The sequence below is a fragment of the Phaeodactylibacter sp. genome (assembly GCF_040219495.1).
Taxonomy (GTDB): domain Bacteria; phylum Bacteroidota; class Bacteroidia; order Chitinophagales; family Saprospiraceae; genus Phaeodactylibacter.
This window is the reverse complement of sequence record NZ_JAVJSK010000117.1, coordinates 1-17,325: the sequence shown is the minus strand read 5'-3', so window position 1 is coordinate 17,325 and position 17,325 is coordinate 1. Positions and strand designations below refer to the sequence as shown.

Below are 17,325 nucleotides of genomic sequence, written 5' to 3'. Positions count from 1 at the left end.
AAGGCAGGGCAAAAATAAGGAATCTGATGAAACTGCAAAAAGCAAGTTTTATCTTCCTTAAAACATCAGATTAACAATCCTAAAGCAGGCTTGTTCTTTGTATTGTGCGGAATACTTTGCGCTATTGCCCGGCATAAGCCAGGAAATTCTTAATTTTGCGGATGAATGGATAATAGCAATCCTTGCTTTTCCGTTCCATCCCATGAAAGTTTATAATCAATCGGAAAACAAGAAGCCATGAAAAAAATCATCAAAAACACCGCCCTTGCAGTTGTTGCTGCCACTGCGCTGTCTTCCTGCAACCGCGGCTACGGATGCCCAAATAATTTTTCCTTGAACGATGCCCTCAATACTGTTGTTGATACGGTTATTACCGTCATCAACTTTATAGCGTAAATGAGCAACATCAATTGGCTGCAACTACAATCACGCAGTCAGATCGAGGAAATTATCGAACATTCCAAGTCTGTCCCCTGCCTTATCTTTAAGCACAGCACCCGCTGTTCTATAAGTTCCCTTGCCCAAAACCGTCTGGGCAAAGGATGGGCGCTGGGCGACAATGAAATCCTTCCCTATCATCTCGATTTAATCACCAACCGAGATTTGTCCAATGCCGTTGCCGAACAGTTTGGCATCCGTCATGAGTCTCCTCAGGTCCTCCTGATTAAGGATGGGCGTTGTGTCTACGATGCCTCCCATCTCCAAATTAGCGCCCGGAGTATCGCGGATCAGGTCGGGGCCTGAATTTCTTAGACCGGAGTGCCTGTTTAGCGGTGCTCTTCTGCTGACCACCAAAAAGGTACGCTGCAAAAATCGCATTGGACATCATGGAAGACCTATCTATTTTTAAGACACAGGACGGCTCCGACTCTGTTTTCTCAGAGCGGTTTGGGGTCTCTTATCATTCCAAATACGGTGCCGTTCAGGAGTCCCGGCATGTCTTTTTGCAATCGGGGCTTTACCCCAGGCTGCAGGCGCTGGACCGGGTTGCGGTGCTCGAGGCCGGGCTGGGCACCGGGCTGAATGCGCTCCTGACCGCGCTGGAAGCGGGAAAAGTGCAAAAGCCGGTACATTACGTCGCCCTGGAAGCTTATCCGCTGTCTGTGGAACAAGCCGATGCGCTCAACTACGCCGAACAACTCGGTCAGGAAGCGGCTTTGGTATTCCGGCAAATTCACCACTCCGACTGGAGCCAACCGGTGCAAATCACGCCTCATTTCACCTTTGAGAAACGCCAAATTCCCTTTGAGGCATTCGAAGCCAAGTCCGCCTTTGATGTGGTCTATTTCGATGCCTTTGCACCCAATGCACAGCCTGAGCTGTGGGAAGCACCGGTGCTGAGCCGTATGTACGAGGCGTTGAAAGCGGAGGGCATTTTCGTGACCTACTGCGCCAAGGGGGTTGTCAAGCGCTGTCTGAAAGGGTTGGGCTTTACGGTGGAAGCCTTACCTGGCCCGCCCGGCAAGCGTGAAATGACGAGGGGGGTGAAGGCTAATCCTCCTGCGTAAAGCCGTCGTTTTTTTCCCGGGCCCGCCGGGGCTTGATGATGTTGATTTTACCCTCATCCCCGTAGAGTTCCTTTGACTTTTTGTTGTACGCCAGGGCGGCTTCTTCGGCCGTATCGAACATCCCGATGTGCACCGACTTGCGGTCGATGGAAATCACCGCCCGGTAGCGGTTGTTCTCCTGATATACGCCGGTATACCCCACTTTGCTGCTCGTCTTGCGCTTGCGGCTGGCCACGCTGCGCGAACGGTACTGAATGTTGTTAAGCCGGCAGTCGAGTTTGTTGCCATTTCGGGTACCCACAAGGTTGGAGTGTTCAGTTTTCTGGTTGGTGAGGAAACGCTCCGCGATCAGCTTGTGCAGGTAGATGGTCTCCGTTTTGTACTTCCCGTCGGCTTTCTTCCAGGTTTTCTGGAAGACCGCACAACCACTTGAATGCTTCCTCAGGTTATTGATAAAATTCACCTTAACCAGGTAAGAGTCCGTGGTCAGGTATTCATAGACTTGAGCATCAACTAACACCGAGTCATCTGAATTTTTCAGTTTGACTTTGTACAGCAAAGCAATTGGTTTTTTGGACCACAAATGCATGGAATTGGGTTGCAAAACCCACTACGCAAATATAGTTTTAACAAACAGGGTATTAACAAAAGGTTTTATGTCAACCTTTCTTCCCCCTAAAATAATGCAAATCTTCAAAAACCAAAAAGCACAGGGCGATTAATTCCGGGTAAATACAGGATATCCTTACTTTTGGTGGAAAAACAGGCTTCATGGACAACTATGATGAGCATTTTATGCAGCGCTGCTTTGATTTGGCCCGGTTGGGTGCCGGCAAAACAGCCCCGAACCCGATGGTTGGGGCCGTTATCGTGCATCAGGGGCGGATCATAGGCGAAGGCTATCATCAGGCCTACCGGGAGGCACATGCCGAAGTGAATGCCGTGAGGAGTATTGCCGCTGAAGACCGCCACCTGCTCAAATCGTCCACCCTTTATGTTTCCCTGGAGCCCTGCAACATTCACCGCAATACGCCCCCCTGCACCCTCCTGATCCTGCAGGAAGGCATCCCGAGGGTCGTGGTGTCAGATGTAGATCAAACCCCCGGCGTGAATGGGAGCGGGCTCGACCGCCTGCGCAAAGCGGGCGTTGATGTGACCGTTGGCGTACTCAAAGCACAGGGGAAGCGGCTCAGCTTGGCGCGCAACACCTTTGTTACCGGGCACCGCCCCTACATCCTGCTCAAGTATGCGCAATCTGCCAATGGGATTTTTGCTCCTGAAGACAACCGGCAGCTTTGGCTTACCCATGCCTACAGCAAACGGCTGGTCCACAAATGGCGCAGCGAATCCTCCGCCATCTTAGTAGGTGCCAATACCGCTCTGGCCGACGACCCGCAGCTAACCAACCGCCTCTACTACGGCCCGTCTCCGGTGCGTGTCCTCCTCGACCTGAAGGGCAACCTGCCGCCCGGGCTGAAAGTGTTTTCCGATGGTGCCCCTACCCTGCTCTTCCGTGCCCCGCATCTGCCGGGGATGAGCGGTTTGCCGGCATCGGTTCGGTGTTTCCCCATTCCGGAAGGCGCAGCGCCGGTCCGCTACCTCCTTTCGCAATTATATAGGCTGCAGCTGAGCACACTCATGGTAGAGGGCGGCATCCACACCCTCCGGCAATTCATCAACGAAGGGCTTTGGGATGAGGCCCTTGTGCTAACAAGCGGTCAATATCAGCCTTCCGGCAGACAGGCCCCTGCCCTCCCCTTGCCCCCGGTACAGAGCGACACCCTGGGCAGCGACCGGATCGACTGGTTCTACCGCACTCCTATTCGTTAAACTTACTTTAAAAGCCGGGGGCTTCAACATAAGAACCATTCAATTTTTGTTTGTTTGTTATTGAATAGAAGTGGTACAGGCTCGTTCCTGTTGAATGCCACGCACAAATGCCAAACCATTGACGTATATGAATAAGTACCGCAGCATTATTGTCTTTTTCCTGGCCTTCGCAGCCATGAGCTTTGCGCCGCAGCAAGCTTCAGCGCCGGGTGACAAGATCCAATGGATGCGTTGGGAGGAGGCGGTTGCTCACATTGAGCAGCAAGACAAGAAAGTCTTGCTAAACATATACACCGATTGGTGTACCTGGTGCAAAAGAATGGATACCATTACGTTTAACTCCGAACCGATCGCGACGTATATCAATTCCAGTTTCTACCCGGTGCGGCTGAACGCAGAACGCAGGTCGAGCATCGAGTATCAGGGCAAGACTTTTGAGTTTGTCGAAGACGGCAAACGCGGGTACCATCAGTTTGCCGCCGAGCTCCTGCGCGGGCGTATGAGCTTCCCTTCCGTGGTATTCATGGATGAGAACGGGGAAGTTATTCAATCCATTGTCGGCTACAAATCGCCGGAAGAATTTGAGCGGATCCTGACCTACTTTGCCGAGGATTATTACAAGGAGACACCGTGGTCTGCCTTCAAGCGCAACTATGCCTCTAAGCTGATCAAAAAGGATTAATAGCTTGTTGGAGTTTCACATTTCTGGTTGCGTTCGCTCCAAAAGCAAAATCCAACAAGCGCTCCCTCCCTATCGCTTTTTCACTCCAAGCACCCCGAGCAAGCCACGTGTCAGTTCGCGGGCCACAGTACGGCCAATCTGACGGGTGGTCGGGCTGTTGAGAATTTTCTCAAACATACTTTTCTGTACCCGGCGGGTAGAAGCACTAGCAGCCTTTTTGTGCTGCCCTTTCAGTTCTTCCTGCCGTTCCTCCGTTTGTGCCGCTTTTATTTTGGCAGTCAGGATTTCATGGGCCGACTCCCGGTCGATTACCTCATTATATTTATCTGCCACTTTGGATTGGCGGATGATGCGGTCGATTTCCGCATCCGTGAGCACGTCCATACGCGACTGTGGTGCCCGGAGCAGGGTGTGCGCAAGAGGCGTGGGAATGCCCTTTTCGTTGAGGGCAGTGACCAGGGCCTCCCCTATGCCCAGTTTGGTGACCACCTCCGCTACGTCGTAGTAATCCGACTCCGGGTAGTTTTGAGCCGCCAGCTTAATGGCTTTGCGGTCCTTAGCGGTGAAAGCACGCAGGGCATGCTGTATTTTCAGTCCGAGCTGCCCCAGCACATCGTCAGGGATATCTGTCGGGTTTTGTGTGACGAAGAATAACCCTACGCCCTTCGAGCGGATCAGCTTGACCATCACTTCAATCTGATCAAGGAGGGCATCGGAAGCCTCTTCAAATACCAGGTGGGCCTCATCAATAAACAAAACGAGCTTGGGGCGGTCGAGGTCGCCCTCTTCCGGGAAAGCGGCATAAATCTCTGCCAGGATCTGCAGCATAAAGGTAGAGAACAGCTTGGGGCGGTCCTGAATATCCGTCAACCGGATCACCGAGACCATCCCTTTGCCGGATTCGTCGAAGCGGCAGAGGTCGTCCACATCAAAGGAGCGCTCCCCGAAGAAAGGGCCAGCGCCCTGCTGTTCCAGCTCCACGATTTTCCGCATTATCGCCCCCACTGACGCACTGGAAATGCGGCCGTAGAGCGACTCCATTTCATCCTTGCCTTCGTTGGTAGCGTACTGCAACAGTTTCTTGAAATCTTCGAGGTCGACCAGCGGCATCTGATTGTCATCGCAATACTTGAAGAGCACGGCAGTGATCCCGCTCTGTGTATCATTGAGCCCCAGTATTTTGGAGAACAGCACCGGACCGAACTCATGCACCGTAGCCCGCAACCGCAGCCCTTTTTCTTCCGAAAGCGACAAAAACTCTACCGGGCTCTTACCGGGCTCAAAGGGAAAACCGATTTGCGCATGCCGCTCATCAATCTTAGGGTGCCCGGCGCTGGGCACCGCAATACCGGACAAGTCGCCCTTGATGTCCATAAGCAGGGAAGGCACGCCTTCGGCAGAGAGCTGTTCAGCGATAATCTGCAGGGTCTTGGTTTTGCCCGAACCTGTTGCCCCGGCGATAAGGCCGTGGCGGTTCAGGGTTGTCAGTGGCACCCGGACCAGTGCGTTGGACAGGCACTCGCCGTCCAGCATAGCACCGCCCAGAGCAATACTCCCGCCTTTAAAAGTGTACCCCTCTTCAATGACTTGTCGGAATTGGTCTTGCTTTGACATATACTTATCGGTTGTTCCAGTTATCGATTCGCTTCCTGAATTTTTCTTTATCAAACCGCCAGAGGTCGACATCAGCTTTGCTTTCCAGCGCTGCTTCCACTTCGTCGGGCAGGAAATCAGCAAAAAAGTCGAACCCCGTCATGGCTTCCACTTCGTCTACTGACGCCACAAATTTATACAAAGGCTCGTAGGAAATGGTATTGGGGAGCACAAATCCGATGGCTTTCAGCTGCGGCTCCTCCAAGTCGAGCAATACCTTGAAGTAGCCGCCAGGGATGGTCACCTCGTTGTTGCCGATCACGCCTTTGGGTTCCATATTCAGCAAGGGGCCTGTTACGACGTACAGCTCGCCCGCGTCTTTTGCCCATTCCCGGGTGAGCTCTTCAAGTTCCCGCCAGATGCCGCCATTGAACTGCCGGGCCTGAGGGGAGATATTACTCATCAGGAAGGTTTCCGACATTGCTGAAGTGCTGTAGGCCCGGTCGGCAGCCGGCAGCAAGTGCCCGCGGTCGTACCCGGAATGCCGGTAGTCATTGGGGTCTGCCGAACCGGAAGGCACATCAGGATCTGGCCGGAAATCATCAGTGCGATTCACGAAGGGCGACTGCAGGGTTGATCGGGAAAGCTTGTAGGCTACCCACTCTGCTTGTTCGTGCGTTTCGTTGTAGGACAACGCATAGGTGGCCTTTTGAATGACGGTCCCTTCTCCGCCCGCCGGCAGGTAGTACTCCAGCTCTTTGTCGGCAGGCTGCTTTTCGAAGTCGCCTCCGGTAAAAAGGTTGAAAATAAAGAACAGCCCGGCGATTAGGGCGCTGAAAACCCCTACCTTAACCACTGCGCCGGTGCTCCCCTTCCCAACTCGCTTGTGGTTGGACCTGAACTTTGCCATACTTTGAATTTTGATCCAAATGTAGCGGTTTCAGTAGTTAATGTCCCTTCGTTTACAGAAAAAAGTAGGATGGTGCTTTGTTAAGAGCGTGTCCGGGGGGGCAGAAGGAAGACTTTCCCTGAGCCGGGGATAACATGCGGCTTCTCCGAAGTCTTGCTGTGCTTACTGCTGGAGGGAAAAATAGCTTGCTATTCCCGCCAGGAAGCCATCGCGCGGGCGCCAACCTTGACCGGGCTTTCCAGCTTACCCGTCATTTGACCCTTTACAAAACACTAATGTCAACCAACCAACACTTAGAGCTTGTTCGGATTTCACCCTTTTGGCTGCGTTTGCTCCAAAAGCAAAATCCCAACAAGCCCTTACTTTTTCGGAGCCGGCAGCAGCTGCTCCATCACCTGGCCTGGCTGAATAAGCCTGCCGGTCTGTTCGGTCTGCCGGGTCGCTTTGCCCGTGGTGTTGAGCAGCCGGTACGCCTCATCGGTGGTCAGCCCCGGCTTGAAGCTTTTCATCAGCCCGAGCAGGCCCGCCACATAGGGCGTCGCCATGGAAGTACCGTTGTAGGTATCGTACTGATTACCGGGGATGGTGGAGTAAATGCCCACGCCGGGTGCAGCTACGCCCCGCTTCAGGTCCGTCACATAGTTGGAGAATACCGCTTTGCGCAATTCCTGGTCGACCGCACTGACGCTGATCACACCATCCACCGCCGCAGGCACGTAATTCCGGGCATTGCGGTTGGCATTACCCGCTGCTGCGACCACAATGGCTCCGTTTTCATTGGCATACTCCACGGCTTTGCGGTACGCCCGCTCTTTGCTTTGGTTAGACAGCCCGCCCAAGGACATGGAGATCACATCCGCGCCGCCGTCCGCCGCTTTGATCATCCCGTTGATGATACTCTTTTGCGTGCCCATGCCGGAAGCATTCAGCACCTTGATACTCGTAACCTGCACATAGCCGGTGCCCGGCGAGAAGGAAGCAATACCCAGCCCGTTGTTGGTTACCGCTGCCGCAATGCCTGCGCAGTGGGTGCCATGCCCGCGCGGGTCGTTATCATCTGAGGTGTTGAGTGATTTGTAATTGCCCGACAGGTCTTCGTGATTAGCGTCTACCCCCGTATCCAGGATGGCGATCAGCGCCGTCTTGGCCGGTTTTGGCTGTAGCTTGCGCAGGAGCGCATAAAGACCATCGGCGCCCATGGCTTCAAACCCCCAGAGTTCGGTAATCCCCGGATCATTAACGCCGAAGTTTTTGCGGGTATCGGTCCGGCTTTCTGCTGGCACCGGATTGATGGTGACCTGCTCATTGGGCTCCACCCAATCGACCTCAGGCACCGACCGGAGGTCATTCATGATATCTTCCAAATCGGTAAGGTGGCTTTCCGGTATATTGACCAACAGGTAGTCGTCCAGTTCCGTCCTGTCCGGCTGCCCCACCGTAAAGGCAGGGGAAAAGGTAAGGTCATATTTGTAAGCCGCCGTGCCCAGCACCTCCTGCCCGACCCCTTCTGCGAGCTCCAGCAGCAGTTCCCCGTCCGGGTCGTAGCTGACCGTAGCCATGCCCGGCAGGCTGAGGCTCCCGCTCATCTGAACGGGCACAAACCAAGCCAGGAAAGCAGCCGAAGCCACCGTAGCCCCGATAAACCAGGTCCGCTTGGCAGTCGCCAGTTGAAAAACGGTGCCCAGCAGCGCCATAGCGGTAAGGTCACGGAAAAGCACCCATAGTTTGGTGCCAAACTTCACCTCTGCAGTGAGGACTACGGCAAAATAGGCCAGGAACAGCCCGAAAAAAATACGCTGCAGCCAATGCTCCCGCTCTTCATCAGAGCGGTAGAGGAACCAAAGGGCGAGGCTGGCGATAACGGCAATGTATAAAGTAGGGTATAACATGGTATCGGTTATTGAGAACGGGGCTGAAAACGTACTTATCGACGCTCCCCGTATCGCGAAACGAATTTTCAAATCTGTTCGGGTAACCATCCAAACGAGTGAACCAAGCTAGCTATTTTTTGGGGAGTGCGCAAAAGTATCCGACGAAAGGGAGATTTTGGGTGTTGGGGGGCGGTATTGCTTTGTTGAGTTTGGAAAGCTGGGTGACCGGAACGGAGCAGAAAGGGCATCTCCGACAGGCTGCCAGGCTCTATTGCCCCTGGCCCGATGGGCGGGCACTGTCCCCCGTTGCCAGAGGATTCAGGGGGTCGATCCACAAAATCAATCCGCAAAACAGGCATTCCGCTGTAGATAAATCACCTCCCGGTCCTTACTAATGATGACATTGAACCGCCGGATGAAGTCGCCACCGAGCACACTCATCTGCTGCCGTCCGATAGTGCCTTCAAAAAAGCCGACCGGCAGGTCGTAAAAACGGAAGTCGCCAAGGCTAAACTCCGGCAGTATGCCTTTTTTTGTGGCCACCACATTTCCGTATGCGTCTTTCAGTTCCTCCGCTGAGGTAATTTCAATATGCTGCGCCAAATTGGCGTCCGATGAAAACTGATCATCAAAAAGCATAGAACCGGCGTAGCCGGAGTGGATCAAAAACGGATGAGTATAGTTTGTGGCGCCCAAACGGGTCGTGCCTTCAATAAAGAGCAGTCCGTCCCTATTCTCCATACTCATGTTGACGTAACCTTCGGTATCGGGAAGCACGCGGTGCAGGGTGATCAGGCTGTCGTCAAAATTGATAGCCACCGCATAGTCCTCAAAAAGGTTTAAGCCGAATTTCCCATCCGTTCCCGGTCCGGATTTGTCATTTTCCCATACCGGAAGGCTGTCAAAGACCGTAGCAGCTACCTTTAATAAATTACCCCCGCTGTATCTTGATTTCCCTTTGCCGCCCCAGGCGCTCACCTCTGTCTCCTGCCCCCATTGTATGCTTTGCAGCCGCTCAGAACAATCGCGGATGATCGATACCGAATTGGCGGCGGTATGCAGCATCAAGCGGAGGGTATCGGTGTTGTTCAAAAGGGCCTCTACAATGATATTGTTGTGCGGGCTCAACTGAAAGGGGATGGTATCCACAACGGTATCAGACTGCGCCCGGTAAGCAGCGGGGCTGCAACCCAGTATAAAAAGACAGGTGAATAGGGCTGCGTTGATGGCTATTCCGGTTTTTCTCATTATGTAGGCTTGGGGGATGAGATGGGGTTGCTGATTGTTTTTGACTGACACAAATATAGTGGAGTTTATGAGTTTTGATTTGGTAGCCTCTTGGAGCTTGTTGGGATTAACGTGCGACTTCTCCGAAGTCGGTCTCCCGTGGTGTTGCCTGGGTTACAAAGGTGTGACTTCTCAGAAGTCCTGCAGTGTGTACGGGCTGAGCTACCCAATGTTTGATACCTGACAGCACTAGCTTTCCTACAGGCAGCCCGGCACACTCCCAATACCCCTGCTAAGTGTATGTTTGGAGCAAACGAGAGTTGATAATCAAAGAGTTGTGGTTATGGCTAAATGGAAAAATGCGCGTTTGGCGGGTCAAATAAGTATTTTTCCATGACGCCACTGTTCACAAGGCTTTGGTTATCAGCCGAAGTGCACCTCCAAACATACACTAAGCGTCAACCGTTGTCCCAAACAGCAGAAATGAGTATATTTGGGACGATGGGCAAGACGGAAAAACATATCATCCTACGTATCACCAACCAAGGTATTTTCTACAACCCCGGTGCGTATATCGAGTGGGAGCATACCAATTTCCCGCCCAAAGACACCTTTAACTTCAATCAGCGGCATGATATATTTTGGGAAGCCAGGCTATTGTCTTTTGATGCCAAACACTCGTTGTTAAAAGTAGAAATTACGGATTATGAGGTTGAGGAGGAACCCACCGGCTTCGCCAGTCAACAGGCGAAGTTCCCCTTTCTGAAAATGGTATTCCAACCCCTGCAATGGGAAGCGCTGGAACCCACTATGAACATCTACAACAAGCGCTTATTCCAACCCATCATCGAATCCCGAAAAGTATGGCGCGCAAGCCGGCCGTCCGATGAAGAATGGGTGGATTTTTCGGAACCGGAAGAAGAGAAGACCCGCATCGACGTCCACTTCGAGTACCCCTTGATCAAAGCCGTATTCAAGATGGGCTATGTTGAAGTAGAGCAAAAAATAGCAGGGCTCCCCGAAAAGGTGAGGATAACCCTGGACAACACCAACATCCTGCCCGAGTTTGACCATGTGAAGCCCTTTTTTGCCAAAGCCCTGGGCCGGAAAAAGATCGAAGTGACCGGCTTTCTGGAAATAGATAATGAAGGCGATATTGAAGCCCGGTGCCAGTCGAAGGAAATCAACCAAATCAATGAAAACTTCATCGCAACGGTCCGGAAGCTCAGGCTGGAAGACTCCATCTTCAAACCGAAGAAAATCACCGTAGACAAGAGCCTCTTCACTCCGGATGAATACTTCGAGGGCTTCGATGAGGAAGAACTGGGGAATACCATCCGCCAAAGCGACAAAGACCTCCTGTCGGAAATCCTGGAGTCCGACAAAATCAGGAACCGAAAGCAGCTCTTGTACCTGTCCGGCAAACTCCAAAGCAAAAACACCGGGCTGCGGTTCACGCTAAGCCCTAAGTTTGGGTTCCTCTTCCACGTCGAAGGGGAAGAAATGGACCACTTCATCTGGGAGCTTCTCAACAGTCATGCCACCTACATTTGGAGCATCGACCGGCAGGGCCCTTCCCTACCCAACAAATTCAGATTAATTGAACGAGAGATCAATTTCATCCGGGAAAGCGGCCGCAGGATCTACCTGAACAGCGAACGAAACGAGGACCTGTCCTTCACGAAAGTGAATCACGAGCACAGCGAGTCGGGGCTGATTGATGGGTTCCCGAAGTGGAAGGTGCGGGTTAGGGAGCAGTTGGTGTGAACTGCGCCCGCGGTAACCGCACTTTCCTTATCGACCCCATGCTGGGCAGGAAAGGCTCCTTTGGCGTATTCCCCTGGACCGATGATGAAAGAGCAAACCCACTCGTGGAATTGCCCTTCAGTGATGAAGAACTCAGCAGGAAACTGGACGGTGTTGACGCTGTTTTCGTTTCTCACCTCCATCCTGATCACTGGGATGAAGCAGCCGTTAAACGTATTGATAAAACCACTCCTGTTATTTGCCCGGGTGGCATTGCGAAAGCAATAGCGTCCTATGGTTTTCAAAACATCCTTGAGTTGCACCATCTGCTCAACTTTGAGGGCATCAATCTCCACCTGGCCAATGGCCAACATGGAACAGGCGAAATTGGAGAGAAAATGGGGCCAGTCAACGGGATCCTATTTGAGCATCAGGGCCACAGCGTCTATATTGCAGGAGACACCATTTGGTGCCAGCCGGTCAGGGAAGTCATTGACGCACACCGTCCTCAACACATCATTGTAGCAGGCGGAGCCGCTACTTTTGCCATTGGCCAGCCGGTTACCATGACGGCTCAGGACATCAAAGCCCTCGCTGCTTATGCGCCTTCTTCCAAGGTCTGCATCACGCACCTGGAAGCCGTAAGCCCCTGCAAAGAAAACCGGACATTTCTTATGGCTTTTCTGCGGTCGAACAGCCTGCATGAACAGTGTAGGGTTTTGGAGGATGGAGAAGAAGTTGAGCTGCTCTAAGAGCCATTCAAACACACCAGAGCGGTAGAGAAGCTTTGGGCCTTTTGCAACTTGGCGTATCTTGAGCATGGTTAAGCCGTGCAGACATAGTCTAAGGAACTTATAGGTCATTTCGTTTTGTTCATCGAATGGAATATCTACAACTAATCCATACTAAAAATGAATTTTCAAAAATCTAAAGAAGGTTTTATTTTGTCTTTTGAATCAGCATTGGAAAAAAAGTCTATTTATGAAATGCTAAAAGGTAAAAACGAACTCATCTACCAGATTCAAGTCAACGATTTAGAAATCAAATTTGCTGAATTAGGCTATAAAGAAGCGGTTTGCAATACCGCATTGAACATCCTGTATTCTAGTAATAATAAAGAAGCTCAATTAATTTCGAATCTGGGGCACACCCCTTTTAAACTGAATGGAATTACTTTTCAAAGTGTAGAAGCGTTTTGGCAAGGGTTGAAATTCAACGATGACGCCTCAAGATTCGAGGTAGCAAACCTGTACGGGAAAGCAGCGAAAAATGTAGGAAAGGGCGTAGAGTATGAAGATTTCATTCATTACAACGGATTAAAAATCCGGGTTGGGTCGCACGAACACTGGGCATTAATGGCTACTGCATGTGAAGAAAAGTTCGACCAAAATTCAGAAGCACAAACGGCATTACTGGAAACGGGTATAAGACCATTATACCACAAACCCAGACAAGATAGCAAGACCATACCAGGGCCAATTATGTCTGGAATTTGGATGGATATCAGAAGTCGTCTACGAAGGGAAAACAACCTTCAAAGTCAAGTGTTAACGAACCTGATTTAGCGCGGGTACCCCGCTGATCGCTACACCCAAACTAACTTCCCCCCATTCAGCTCCCGCTCCCCATCAAAACGGTAAGCCGTGAGCACTCCGCCTTTGGCCACGCTATAGTCCAGGCAGCAGGCGTTGGGCGTTAAAAGCTCAGGGGTGCCCTTTAGCCAATAGTGCCCGAAGAATACCAGGCATTCGCCGGACGGGTAATGCCCAATATCGCTGTTGTGGAAAGGCAGGTGGTCCAGCCCCAAATCCGGGAGGACGCTCATATCCTGAAAGGACTGCCCGGCGGGGTTCTGCCACCACTTAATCCGGATCTCCCGGCGCTCGTGGCCGTCTTTATCGTGAAAGCTGTAGCCCTCCGGCAAGCCGGCTTCCTTGCCTTTGCAGGTAATTTCCACCCAGTTGTACAAATCGGTGCCCTTTTCGGCCGCTTCCGGCAGTAAGTCTTCCGGAATGTTAGCCCCGACCAGCACCTCCTGAAGCCGATTGATCACCGCCCCGTCCCAGCAGGCATGCACAGCCCGCAAGCCGGGCGTCTCCAGGAACAGCGGAAGGGTCTTGAACCACTCGATAGCCGAGTCGTAGTCGCCCTTCCGCCCCCGGTGCTGCTCCAGGGTGGCGGCATGTTGATGCGTATTTTTGGCCGTATGCTGGCGCAGGTACCCGCCTCCTTCTTTTGGGGTGTTGAAGCAAATCGCATTGAATTCATGGTTGCCGCACAAAGCTACCGCACTCCCGGCATCCACCATCTCCCGGACGAGCTGCACCACGCCCGGGTTGTCCGGCCCGCGGTCGATGTAGTCGCCAACGAAGACGACTTTCCGGCCGGGGTGGCGGTAAGCGCCGTTTTTGCGCTCGTAGCCGAGCTTGCGGAGGAGGGCTTTTAGGCGGTCGGCGTGGCCGTGGATGTCGCCGATTAGGTCGGTTGGGGTGGTCATATACTATCCTTTGGTTGCTCTAAAGTATTATTTTGTCCCGATTGTAAATTAGATCCACTGGCGCGAGTAGTGCAAATGAGCTAACAAGGGGGCAATTAGACCGGAATACACAGTTTACTCCTCCGAGCCCAACAGTACCGATACCTCAACGCCCAGCGCCCGGGCCAGCTTTGCTAAATTCAGCACCGCGATATTGCGCTCACCCCGCTCTACGGAGCTGACGTAGGTGCGGTCGAGATCGGCCTCGAATGCCAGGGCTTCCTGCGATAAGCCCCGCTGTTTGCGCAAGCTGCGGAGCCGATGCCCGAGGCGGGTAAGGTAGGCTTGCTCTGATTCTGAGTATGGCATTCTGGTTTTTAAAAGGCATATTGCCAAAATGATGCTTATAAGTCTACGGATTATAAGTATCATTTTGTATTTTCTTCTTATCTTCACAGCCCACCAAAGCACCAAAATATGAAGACGAATGCAGCCACTAATCATTTACCCCTTAAAGAGTTAGCCTTGCTTGCTTTTTTGAGCTTTTCGGCCATTATGCATCTTCCGCCAATATATTATCTGCCTGCCAGCCCACCTTCTGATGTGACCATTGAACTTAACGATGCGCAGCTCGCCGAGCTGGAACAAGCCTATCAGGAAGGGTTTGATCATCCTGATCCTAATGGCGAAGACCCTTGCCAACAACTGCGGCTGCTGCCCTACAAAAAGCTTTCTACCTGGCGTAAGCAGTTCCGCAAGCGGGGCTTCACCGTCCAAAAGATAAAGGATATGCTGAAAAGCGGGCGGCGGGAAATTTTCGTCCACCCGGAAAAGGGGACCCGCTACACCAAAATTTTTGATCCTAAAGGCAACTGGATTGTCGTCGACTTTGTAGATTGCATCGTATGGCAAGTCGCCCCTCATAACTTCAAGTAGCATGGACATTGGAAAGAGCATTACAATTTATGTCAAAGCACTCAGCAACGGCGAATGGTTCGGCGGCTGGGCACCGGTGCAGGGACGGCTGGAATGGCTGCGTGAAGACGGACAAGCTGCGCTATTTACCCTCAACGAGCAAGGGCTTGATGAAGATGATGAGTATGCGTTCTATGAGCATGGCACCTTGGTCATTGCGGCTTTGGAGGAGGGGGATTGGCGGGGCAAAACTGGTATCTCTATCTAATAGTAGCTTGTATAATCAGCTCGCCGCCCAAAAAGGTAAAGCGCCAACCTATTGAATAGGTTGACTTGCTCTTTAATTTTGACGCTCATATCCGACTCGCGATCAGGCTCAGCTAATCTGAGTTGAGCGCCTGCTTGCTGGACACAGAATCAGAGCTGGCAGTATGGAAGCCGGCCCCATTCCCTGACTTTCCCGGCAATTTGGTTTTGCCAACTCTTCACATGGGTTCCCACCGGTAATAAGAGAAGGCTCCCCCGAGGTTCAGCATTATCAATATCTTCTTCGTACCGCCCAGTGATCGTTTTTTCTGTTCCGGGGTAAAGGAGGGCCGCCTTCACCGCCCCGTAGTATTTCAAATACACGTACAACTGCCGCAGGTCATCCGGTGAAGGGCCGTAGCCATTGGGGCGCTTCCATTTGGTATCGAGGACGATGGTTTGCCCGGCTGACTTAAGCAGGATATCCGGGCGCATTGTCCGTTTTTGACCTTGATCCGGAGTACAGAAGGGCTTGGTATTTTGAGCGTGTACGGTTTGCCCTCCGGGGTGTGCTTTCGCAGGCTCACGTATACAAAGCGCTCCCACAGCTGATTCATATCAAACATGAGCGCCAGCACGCCCTCCTGCCCCCGACTGACATCCGGGTGGTAGTTGAGCAACAGCATTTTGGCGATTTGGATGGCAGAGCGGTAGTAAATGGTCTTCCGGTTGAACGTGATCCGGTCGAAAAGAGCCGGGTAGGCTTTAAGCCGATCCTGCTCTGCCCAATCGAGCAGCAGCCGGCCGATGCGGTGGTGGAGCTGGGGGTGCGTATTGAGGCGTTGCAGGAGCAACAGGGCTTCGTACAGGATCTGATGCAGCAGATGCTTCCGATCGTAGGTGGTGTGGCTCACGTAGAAACGCTCCCGGTGCACTAGATTATGATTGAGGTGCTGGGCAAATTGCAGGCTGCCTTTGAGCGCGGTTCGGTTGCCGGTAGTTTGGCTGTACTGCTTGACGAGCCCGCGGTGCAGTAGTTGCTCTATTTTTGTTCTCTCCTCATTTTGGAGGAGCATTTCGCCACTATTTTTAAATCGACCTAAATTGTTATTTATAAATTTTGTTAAAATAAGACATTGCTGTTATATTGCAAAAACAAAAATAAGTTTAGCATGAATACCAAACAAAAAATACTATTGTCAGCTTTGTTAGTTCTTATTTTAATACTGGTTTTACCATTTCTAATCCGAGTCATACTACCTATTGACCAATCACCTCAGATGGACGACTGTGAGGTACCCGATATTTTTTTCATGTGCGATTCCTTAAATCAAAGTGAACAAAATACATTGTCGTTAAAGAACGAGCTACTTATTGCGGCAAAGGATGATCTGGAATTACTAGACAGTGAAGGGAAGCTATCAAATGAATCATCCATTGCCGATTTTTACGCCTCGAATAGGCATAGCCAATACTGTGTTTCGAAGGATTTTTTTGAAGCGTATAAGAAAAAGCGAGGTGCAATATGCACCTATTTAAACTTACTCAAAAACCCTAATGCCTCCAGGTCAATTAAAATAGATGCTGAGAGGGACTTACTACAGAGTATAATTGAACTTGGTTCGATAGAGTCCTCTGGACAGGCATCAGGCGATGAGGAAATCCTAGAACAAAAAATAGAGAAGGCATTAAACAAGGTAAATCAAGCCACTAATTCGATAAAAGAGGATTCAAAAAAAGTGAAAAAAGAAAATCAACGAATGGCATCTGCCATACTTGAAAACTGTGATAGGATCAAAAGCTATATACACAATGATTTAAAAAGATTAGAAAGGTCCGAAATATCGGAGGACCATTTTTGGAAAAGATTAAAAGAGCTTGAAAGGGAAATTGAGGAATATCGAGCTAAAATCAAGGAACTTTAAGCTTCAGATTTGGTGTTGGGATTTTGGTATTCAGTAACGCAACTAATTTTTATAATATGGATTCAAAATGTTTATTTCTACTGATCATCGTAAATTTAGCTTTTCAAGTTACAGCAATAGGGCAACCAGATACAGATGTTTCTATAGAACAACTACAGGATGAGGTTCTGAAGATGAATATAGAGATAGCGAGATTAGATCAGGAAATGGAATCAGCTAAAGAATTAGCAAAAATAAAGGATAATACTATTAGAATTAGGCTGTTCAGTCTGATAAGGTTCTCACCCTAGGGATTTTAGCTCTCGGTCCATTGATTTTCGCAGCCCGTAGCGGTTGTGGCAGACGTTATCCTCCTGCCACTCTTCCACATCCAGGCAACTGACGCTGGTCAGCGCA

General features: G+C 51.2%; 18 protein-coding genes and 1 pseudogene. 11 read left to right on the top strand and 8 right to left on the bottom strand.

The window, feature by feature from the left end:
- Positions 1 to 237: 237 nt before the first annotated feature.
- The 3 genes from RIC19_RS18155 (at position 238) to mnmC2 (ending at position 1,508) form a co-directional block, all read left to right on the top strand.
- Positions 238 to 396 carry a hypothetical protein gene (locus tag RIC19_RS18155; RefSeq protein WP_350179771.1) on the top strand — a complete coding sequence of 53 codons (159 nt, stop codon included), beginning with the start codon at positions 238 to 240 and terminating at the stop codon, positions 394 to 396.
- Positions 397 to 744, top strand: a complete 348-nt coding sequence (gene ytxJ / locus RIC19_RS18150; RefSeq protein ID WP_350179770.1) for a bacillithiol system redox-active protein YtxJ — start codon at positions 397 to 399, stop codon at positions 742 to 744.
- Between the two features lie 83 nt (positions 745 to 827).
- Positions 828 to 1,508, top strand: a complete 681-nt coding sequence (gene mnmC2, locus RIC19_RS18145) for a tRNA (5-methylaminomethyl-2-thiouridine)(34)-methyltransferase MnmC2 (protein WP_350179769.1) — start codon at positions 828 to 830, stop codon at positions 1,506 to 1,508.
- Here mnmC2 and RIC19_RS18140 read toward each other — a convergent pair.
- The gene (locus RIC19_RS18140) at positions 1,492 to 2,067 is read right to left on the bottom strand and encodes an AP2/ERF family transcription factor (RefSeq protein WP_350179768.1); all 576 of its coding nucleotides are present in this window, start codon (positions 2,065 to 2,067) and stop codon (positions 1,492 to 1,494) included. The genes mnmC2 and RIC19_RS18140 overlap by 17 nt on opposite strands.
- Positions 2,068 to 2,279: 212 nt before the next feature.
- Here RIC19_RS18140 and ribD point away from each other — a divergent pair, with 212 nt between their 5' ends.
- A complete protein-coding gene (gene ribD, locus RIC19_RS18135; RefSeq protein WP_350179767.1) occupies positions 2,280 to 3,338 on the top strand; it encodes a bifunctional diaminohydroxyphosphoribosylaminopyrimidine deaminase/5-amino-6-(5-phosphoribosylamino)uracil reductase RibD in 1,059 nt (352 codons plus the stop codon).
- A gap of 127 nt (positions 3,339 to 3,465) precedes the next feature.
- A complete protein-coding gene (locus RIC19_RS18130) occupies positions 3,466 to 4,020 on the top strand; it encodes a thioredoxin family protein (RefSeq protein WP_350179766.1) in 555 nt (184 codons plus the stop codon).
- 69 nt (positions 4,021 to 4,089) lie between these two features.
- Here RIC19_RS18130 and RIC19_RS18125 read toward each other — a convergent pair whose 3' ends face one another.
- The 4 genes from RIC19_RS18125 to RIC19_RS18110 form a co-directional block, all read right to left on the bottom strand.
- Positions 4,090 to 5,634, bottom strand: coding sequence for a helicase HerA-like domain-containing protein (locus tag RIC19_RS18125; RefSeq protein ID WP_350179765.1), 1,545 nt, complete (start codon positions 5,632 to 5,634; stop codon positions 4,090 to 4,092).
- Between the two features lie 4 nt (positions 5,635 to 5,638).
- Positions 5,639 to 6,523, bottom strand: a complete 885-nt coding sequence (locus RIC19_RS18120) for a DNA/RNA non-specific endonuclease (protein ID WP_350179764.1) — start codon at positions 6,521 to 6,523, stop codon at positions 5,639 to 5,641.
- A gap of 359 nt (positions 6,524 to 6,882) precedes the next feature.
- Entirely contained in the window at positions 6,883 to 8,412 is a 1,530-nt protein-coding gene (locus RIC19_RS18115) for a S8 family serine peptidase (RefSeq protein WP_350179763.1), read from the bottom strand.
- A gap of 321 nt (positions 8,413 to 8,733) precedes the next feature.
- On the bottom strand, positions 8,734 to 9,642 hold the full coding sequence (locus RIC19_RS18110) for a hypothetical protein (RefSeq protein ID WP_350179762.1): 909 nt from the start codon (positions 9,640 to 9,642) through the stop codon (positions 8,734 to 8,736).
- A gap of 462 nt (positions 9,643 to 10,104) precedes the next feature.
- On the opposite strand from RIC19_RS18110, the gene RIC19_RS18105 reads away from it, so the two are divergent.
- The 3 genes from RIC19_RS18105 (at position 10,105) to RIC19_RS18095 (ending at position 12,932) form a co-directional block, all read left to right on the top strand.
- A complete protein-coding gene (locus RIC19_RS18105; protein ID WP_350179761.1) occupies positions 10,105 to 11,388 on the top strand; it encodes a hypothetical protein in 1,284 nt (427 codons plus the stop codon).
- Entirely contained in the window at positions 11,385 to 12,119 is a 735-nt protein-coding gene (locus tag RIC19_RS18100; protein WP_350179760.1) for an MBL fold metallo-hydrolase, read from the top strand. Before RIC19_RS18105 ends, RIC19_RS18100 begins: the two co-directional genes overlap by 4 nt.
- Positions 12,120 to 12,278: 159 nt before the next feature.
- Positions 12,279 to 12,932, top strand: a complete 654-nt coding sequence (locus RIC19_RS18095; RefSeq protein ID WP_350179759.1) for an NADAR family protein — start codon at positions 12,279 to 12,281, stop codon at positions 12,930 to 12,932.
- Positions 12,933 to 12,952: 20 nt separating this feature from the next.
- Here the strand turns inward: RIC19_RS18095 and RIC19_RS18090 are convergent, their stop codons facing one another.
- Complete coding sequence (locus RIC19_RS18090; RefSeq protein WP_350179758.1) at positions 12,953 to 13,864, bottom strand: metallophosphoesterase; 912 nt, start codon at positions 13,862 to 13,864, stop codon at positions 12,953 to 12,955.
- Positions 13,865 to 13,978: 114 nt separating this feature from the next.
- Positions 13,979 to 14,212, bottom strand: a complete 234-nt coding sequence (locus tag RIC19_RS18085; RefSeq protein ID WP_350179757.1) for a helix-turn-helix domain-containing protein — start codon at positions 14,210 to 14,212, stop codon at positions 13,979 to 13,981.
- 108 nt (positions 14,213 to 14,320) lie between these two features.
- On the opposite strand from RIC19_RS18085, the gene RIC19_RS18080 reads away from it, so the two are divergent.
- Both RIC19_RS18080 and RIC19_RS18075 read left to right on the top strand, forming a co-directional pair.
- Positions 14,321 to 14,779 (top strand): hypothetical protein, encoded by a 459-nt coding sequence (locus tag RIC19_RS18080; protein WP_350179756.1) that lies wholly within the window; start codon positions 14,321 to 14,323, stop codon positions 14,777 to 14,779.
- 1 nt (position 14,780) lies between these two features.
- Positions 14,781 to 15,026 (top strand): hypothetical protein, encoded by a 246-nt coding sequence (locus RIC19_RS18075; protein WP_350179755.1) that lies wholly within the window; start codon positions 14,781 to 14,783, stop codon positions 15,024 to 15,026.
- Between the two features lie 149 nt (positions 15,027 to 15,175).
- Here RIC19_RS18075 and RIC19_RS18070 read toward each other — a convergent pair.
- Positions 15,176 to 16,080, bottom strand: a pseudogene (locus RIC19_RS18070) (McrC family protein).
- A 96-nt stretch (positions 16,081 to 16,176) separates the two neighbouring features.
- Here RIC19_RS18070 and RIC19_RS18065 point away from each other — a divergent pair.
- Positions 16,177 to 16,929, top strand: a complete 753-nt coding sequence (locus RIC19_RS18065; protein ID WP_350179754.1) for a hypothetical protein — start codon at positions 16,177 to 16,179, stop codon at positions 16,927 to 16,929.
- Positions 16,930 to 17,325 lie beyond the last annotated feature (396 nt).